Consider the following 6,265-nt stretch of genomic DNA (forward strand, 5'->3'; position numbering starts at 1 on the left):
GTTTATAGTATAGTAATATTATATCACTTGTGAATCAAGGGATTTGTTAAGAAAATTATAAGAATTATTATTTTAAAAATAATGTTGACATTATTCTCATCAAGTTTTAATATAATGTCAAATAAAAGATTGCTATGAGAAAGTTGAGTAACAAATCACATCAATTTAAGCGAGCTTCGTCTGGTGTAAGGAAGCATTGATTCGGTTGTGAAAATCCCTTTCGAGCGATGTACTGAACAAAGTAAAGTGCATGGGGAGCGCCCCTTACAGCGTCAGCGTATGTTAGTACGTGAAGGTAGCTTTTTTTAGCTACGAATGTAAGGTGGTACCGTGTCGAAAGACGCCCTTAGTCTATGAAAATAGATTAAGGGCGTCTTTTTTTATTCCAGCAATCAAAAAAACAATAAAGGAGATGATGGCAATGGATAGTCCGATTGACATTTTACCGATAACAAACATAACTACCACAATTAGATTATTAAAGGAGTCTTACTATGCAAGATTTAAATACCAAACCACTATCAACCAAACAATACTTAGTCGTCAGTTCACTGCTATTTGCCCTCTTCTTCGGAGCTGGTAACTTAATTTTCCCAATTCACTTAGGTCAATTAGCCGGATCACATTGGGTCTTAGCGATGCTGGGTTTCCTATGTACCGGAGTCGTTTTACCACTACTATCAGTGCTAGCCATCAGTGTTACTAGATCCAAAGGGGTCTATGACATTGGGGTGCCACTAGGACCTACCTTTGCGCTAGTCTTCATGGTCTTAATCCATGCCACAATTGGACCACTATTTGGAACTCCTAGAACTGCTACTGTTCCATTCGCAGTGGGTGTACAACCATTCTTACCAGATAAATATGTCCACGTGGGACTACTAGTATTTTCATTCTTATTCTTCTTAGCTGCCTTTCTTCTTTCATACAAAGAATCAACTATCATGGACAGTGTCGGAAAACTATTAAACCCCGTCTTTTTAGTGCTATTATTCGTTGTTTTCTTCCTAGCTTTCCTACACCCAATGAGTTCAGCATCTGCGCAACCCGTTACTGCAGCTTACCAAAACGGATCATTCTTTAACGGTTTCTTAGAAGGTTATAACACTATGGATGCCTTAGCCGGTTTAGCATTTGGGGTAACCGTCGTTACCGCTGTTAACCAACTAGGTAAAACTAATCCATTTAGTAACGCCAAGGTTACTGCCAAAGCTGGTTTTCTAGCTGAAGGATTAGTCGGCTTAATCTATGTGGTTCTAATCTGGTTAGGTGCCACTACTTTAGGTCATTTCAAATTATCTGCTGACGGTGGAGTCGCATTTAACCAACTAATGGGCTACTACTTAGGAACTACCGGTCACGCACTATTAGCAACACTACTTACATTAACTTGTTTAACTACTGCCATGGGATTAGTGGCAGCATTCGCACAAGATTTCCACAAGCACTTCCCAGTATTAAGCTACGTTCAATGGTTAGGTCTAATGTGTGTTGCATCATTCTTAACTGCTAATTTTGGTTTAGATACTATCATCCAATGGTCAACACCAATGCTAATGTTCTTATACCCATTCGCAATGGTCTTAATCCTACTTTCAGTATTTTCACCACTATTCCAACGCGATTCTGTCGTTTACTTCTGGGTAGTGCTATTCACCACTGTTCCTGCTTTAATGGACATGTTGGCATCATTCCCACCAGTCGTATCACAAAGTGCATTTGCTAAAGCCGTTGGTGGTTTCCAACAACACTACTTACCACTTGCATCCATCGGTATGGATTGGGTCGTATTCGCAGTCGTTGGTTTACTATTAGGCCTAATGTGTCACTACTTAAAAAATAAACATTTAGCGGCAAACGTTGTAGAATAAAGCCTATCCCATAAATCAGAGTCGAATCCAAGATTCAACTCTTTTTTTATCTATTCAAAGTGATAACATAGCAATTGAAAGGACGTGTTATCGTGAAAGATAAAAAAGCAATTATTACTGCCATTTCAGCCATAATTGTCATCATTCTAGCTATCATGGCATTTGGTGCATATCATCATTCAAGCTCTAAAACCGATAAGACTGCAACTAGCTCAAGTAGCATTGCTACTTCTACTTCATCAAGTAACAGCAGTTCATCATCTATGAGTAGCTCATCCAGCCAAAAAACTGTAAAAAAAGACACTAAGAAACAAACCGCCCAAGACATCAACCCTAACCCAGTCTACAAACCCATTACTAGTAATTACTATGGTAATTGGTACTACGGACAAGAAGCTAAAATCGTGGTTCAACCTGACTTATTCAGAGGTGATCACCCCACCGATCCTGTTTCTGGACAAGGCCCACTTATGATGGAACGTTATGGTAAAACCGATGCCGTTTACATCGAATCACTATACAAAATCAACACTTATTGGCCAGCTGTTCTTAAGGTAAGTGGTGACGAAAGCTATAACGTAATGGTAACTAGTAACGCCAACCAATTTAATGACTTTAAGATTTACACTTCTGTGCCCACTAAGAATCCGATTAAGGAATACACTTTCAAACAAAGCCATCCCGAATTAGTTGATAAACACTACATTTCAACTGATGAATTAGATTCTTTAAAATAATATTTGACTTTCAAAAATTTTACTGCTATATTTTTTAAGTAAATAAATCAGTTTAAATAAAAGCGATGAAAAAGCAGAGTAACATTTAAGCGAGTTCAAGAGAGTCTCTAGTATCTGGAAATGAGATAACCGATTATTTGTGAAAGTATCTTTGGAGCTATATACCGAAATCCTGCCGGAGAGTAACGTATATTGGGTACACCCATTACAGTGTTAGCGTATGTTAGTACGTGAAGTGGCTAATCGATATTTGATTAGCAATTAAGGTGGTACCGTGCGAAAGCACCCTTGGTTCAATAAGAACTAAGGGTGCTTTTTTTATTGCTTTTACAAAAAAGGAGATGATGGTTATGACAAGTGTCGTGAGTAGTTAATACATGCAAGCAATTTAACACCCGTATTTTCAAGGAGGAAACGTCATGGACAATGAAATTAAAGACATCAATACTAAACCATTATCAATCAAACAATACTTAATTATCGGATCAATGTTATTCGCACTATTCTTCGGTGCTGGTAACTTAATCTTTCCCATCCATTTAGGTCAATTATCCGGTGCTAACTGGGTCCCAGCAACGCTAGGATTCTTAGCATCAGGAGTATTATTACCACTACTATCAGTGCTTGCGATTAGTATCTCCCGTGCCAAAGGGGTATACGATATTGCCCGACCACTCGGTCCTGTTTTTGCCATTATCTTTTTAGTTTTAGTACATTCAACTTTAGGACCACTATTCGCAACCCCTAGAACTGCCAGTGTTAACTTTACGGTTGGGATTGAACCATTCATCCCCGCACCATACGTAAAGATTGCAATGCTAATCTTCACCGCTCTATTCTTTATCGCAACATTCTACCTTTCATATCGTACATCTAGCATCATCGATAACTTAGGTAAAATTTTAAATCCACTATTTTTAGCATTGCTATTCCTATCATTCTTACTAGCATTTATGCATCCAATGGGGAATGCATCCCTACAACCCGTTACTGAAGCATACAAACAACAATCATTTTTTAACGGATTCTTACAAGGTTACAACACCATGGATGCTTTAGCTGGACTAGCATTCGGGGTTACTGTGGTTGCTGCTGTTAAACAACTAGGTAAGACCACACCAAAATCTAACGCCAAAGTTACTGCCCGTGCCGGTCTAATTGCTGAAGCATTAGTTGGAATTATCTACATCATCTTAATTTGGATTGGGGCCACTACTTTAAACCTATTCAAGATTAGCAACGATGATGGTGGAACTACTTTTAACCAATTCATGGGTCACTACTTAGGTATGACTGGTCATGCGTTATTAGCTACCTTAATGACTCTAACTTGTGTTACTACTGCCGTAGGTCTAGTAGCCGCTTTTTCTCAAGACTTCCACGATCACTTCCCTCGTTTGTCATATCACCAATGGTTAGCAATTAACTGTTTCCTATCATTTATCATTGCCAACGAAGGATTAACTTTAATCATCACTTGGTCAATTCCGGTATTAATGTTCTTATACCCATTTGCGATGGTACTAATCATTCTTGGATTATGTACCCCACTAATTCATAAAGATAAAAACGTATATCTATTTACGATTATATTTACTTTAATTCCTGCCTTCTTTGATATGTTAGCTGCATTACCACCAGTTTTAGCTAACCTATCATTTATCAAAGCACTAGTTCACTTCGAACAAGGCATCCTACCTTTTGCATCCATCGGCATGGATTGGGTAATCCCGGCCTTCGTAGGATTACTAATTGGATTAATCATTTACAAAACTAAAGGACACCAACTAGCCCGTGGTCAAGAATAAAAAAAGCGACTATTCCAAATAGGAATAGTCGTTTTTAATTTCTAAAAAGTGTAGAATAATTATGAAGAATATTACGGGGGTGCAAAATGAAAAAAATATCTGTGATTGCCGTTGCTTTAATCGCTGTACTATCACTTAGCGCATGTGGGAAAAAGCAAAAAAGCGCTGATGAAACAACTAAGCCAACTAAGTTAGTGAAGTTAGTTAACAATAAAAAAGAAACTAAGTTAGTCACTAAAAAAGGAAGCATTGTTTTCTACAAAACCTATCGTGGAACTAGCTACGATAATAACAGTAAGCAACGTTTTGACATGGTATTATTTAGCTTCAAAGCTACTAATAATACAAACAAGATGTTAACTGCTGCGCAAATCGTTAACAATACTAAGCTAGTTGCAAACGCAAAGGTGGACGGTAAGAAAACTTCACTATATCAACCACTTGCTTATTCATCAGCTTATCCAAATACAATGTACAACCAACAAAGTTATTTAAATTCATTTGAACAAAGTTGGGATAATGAACCAATCAAGCCTCACCACACTATCATCGTTACTAGTTCAGATGCATTCAAACTAGTCAACAATGGTAAAAACGAAACATTAAATATTTCCACGCAAGATGACTATACTAACGCTTCAGTAATTAGTAAACATCATAATTCAATTGCCATTAATGATATTCAAGCTAAGAAAGTTAAGAATGCTACCGATATCGTTAAATAATAAAAAACGTTGAGAATTAATTTTCTCAACGTTTTTATTTTACTTTTAATTTAGAAGTTAACTGATGGTGCGTTTTGAGCACTAGTATCAGCTGTGAAGTAGTTAACCTTCTTGTGGCCCGTCATACTTGCTACTAATGATCCTGGGAATTTAACTAATTTATCATTGTAAGCACGCGCTGCTTGGTTGTATCGATTTCTTTCAACACTGATACGGTTTTCACTACCTTCTAGTTGTACCATCAATGTTTGCATATTACTGTTTGAAGATAGGTTTGGATATGCTTCTTTAATTGATCCAACTAAGACATTAAGTGAACGTTCTTGTGAACTTAATGCGCTCACCTTATCTGAAGCTGAACTAGCATTGTTGTACTTAGTCTTTGCATTGTAGTATTCAGTTCTGGCTTTTGCGATGTCACCATATACTGATTTTTCTTGTTTTTGTTGACCTTTAACTGCACTAACTAGGTTGGGAATTAAGTCAGCACGACGTTGTAAGACAGTTTGGACTTGTCCCAGTTGTTCTTCAACGCCTTGTTCGCTAGTTGCCATGCTGTTAGCGGACTTAATAAAGCCACCAATTAACGCAAATAAAACAACTACGACAACGGCTAGTGAAATGAACCAGCCTTTTTTATAAAATGGTTTGTTTTCCATGATTTATTCTCCTTTATTAAATCGATGACCCTCCGCCACCGAAGTTTCCGCCACCACCGGAGCTGCCAAAGCCTCCGCCGCCAGAGAAGCCATTAGAACCACCATATGATCCACCACGGCCACCTGAGCTAAGTAAGCTACCAATAATACCACCTAAAATGAATGAGCCTAAGCCGTCGTCTGAACGACGACCTCCGCCACCACCATAGTGTTGATCATCATCGTCATCTTGATTCTTAATGATTAAGATAACTGAGATAATAATCGCTGCGATGATAAGTACCATCAACCCAACTACAAAGTAATTAGGCTTTTTATCTTTCAGCTTTTGCTTAGCTTGTTTTTCACTTAGGTTAGCATAGCGCTTATCTAAGATGGTTGCTACTCGCTTAAACGTATTTTGGATTCCTGTATTGATGTCATTATTATCACTCGACTTCAATAAGGTTTTATTACTCTGTAAGA

At 37.8% G+C, this 6,265-nt stretch carries 6 protein-coding genes and 2 other annotated features; of the genes, 4 read left to right on the top strand and 2 right to left on the bottom strand.

Annotated features, from left to right (window positions below; all coding sequences use genetic code 11):
* Nucleotides 1–125 precede the first annotated feature (125 nt).
* Nucleotides 126–351 (top strand) — a binding site (T-box leader).
* Nucleotides 352–494: 143 nt separating this feature from the next.
* From brnQ (M3005_RS05510) to M3005_RS05525, 4 genes are all read left to right on the top strand, one after another.
* Complete coding sequence (gene brnQ / locus M3005_RS05510) at nt 495–1,871, top strand: branched-chain amino acid transport system II carrier protein (protein ID WP_293794422.1); 1,377 nt, start codon at nt 495–497, stop codon at nt 1,869–1,871.
* A 92-nt stretch (nt 1,872–1,963) separates the two neighbouring features.
* The gene (locus M3005_RS05515; RefSeq protein ID WP_293794424.1) at nt 1,964–2,608 is read left to right on the top strand and encodes a hypothetical protein; all 645 of its coding nucleotides are present in this window, start codon (nt 1,964–1,966) and stop codon (nt 2,606–2,608) included.
* A gap of 56 nt (nt 2,609–2,664) precedes the next feature.
* Nucleotides 2,665–2,901: a binding site (T-box leader), on the top strand.
* A 126-nt stretch (nt 2,902–3,027) separates the two neighbouring features.
* Nucleotides 3,028–4,416 carry a branched-chain amino acid transport system II carrier protein gene (gene brnQ / locus M3005_RS05520; protein ID WP_293794426.1) on the top strand — a complete coding sequence of 463 codons (1,389 nt, stop codon included), beginning with the start codon at nt 3,028–3,030 and terminating at the stop codon, nt 4,414–4,416.
* A gap of 86 nt (nt 4,417–4,502) precedes the next feature.
* Nucleotides 4,503–5,141, top strand: coding sequence for an LptM family lipoprotein (locus tag M3005_RS05525; protein ID WP_293794429.1), 639 nt, complete (start codon nt 4,503–4,505; stop codon nt 5,139–5,141).
* A 50-nt stretch (nt 5,142–5,191) separates the two neighbouring features.
* Here M3005_RS05525 and M3005_RS05530 read toward each other — a convergent pair whose 3' ends face one another.
* Both M3005_RS05530 and M3005_RS05535 read right to left on the bottom strand, forming a co-directional pair.
* Nucleotides 5,192–5,800 (bottom strand): LemA family protein, encoded by a 609-nt coding sequence (locus tag M3005_RS05530; protein WP_293794432.1) that lies wholly within the window; start codon nt 5,798–5,800, stop codon nt 5,192–5,194.
* Nucleotides 5,801–5,816: 16 nt separating this feature from the next.
* On the bottom strand, nt 5,817–6,265 hold a 449-nt coding region (locus tag M3005_RS05535), incomplete at its 5' end, for a hypothetical protein (RefSeq protein ID WP_293794434.1).

It is taken from the genome of Apilactobacillus sp., from assembly GCF_025290035.1.
GTDB lineage: Bacteria > Bacillota > Bacilli > Lactobacillales > Lactobacillaceae > Apilactobacillus.

Coding starts and splice junctions, on each gene's coding strand:
- brnQ (WP_293794422.1), top strand. CDS start 495: ATGCAAGATTTAAATACCAAACCACTATCAACCAAACAATACTTAGTC.
- brnQ (WP_293794426.1), top strand. CDS start 3,028: ATGGACAATGAAATTAAAGACATCAATACTAAACCATTATCAATCAAA.
- M3005_RS05525 (WP_293794429.1), top strand. CDS start 4,503: ATGAAAAAAATATCTGTGATTGCCGTTGCTTTAATCGCTGTACTATCA.
- M3005_RS05530 (WP_293794432.1), bottom strand. CDS start 5,800: ATGGAAAACAAACCATTTTATAAAAAAGGCTGGTTCATTTCACTAGCC.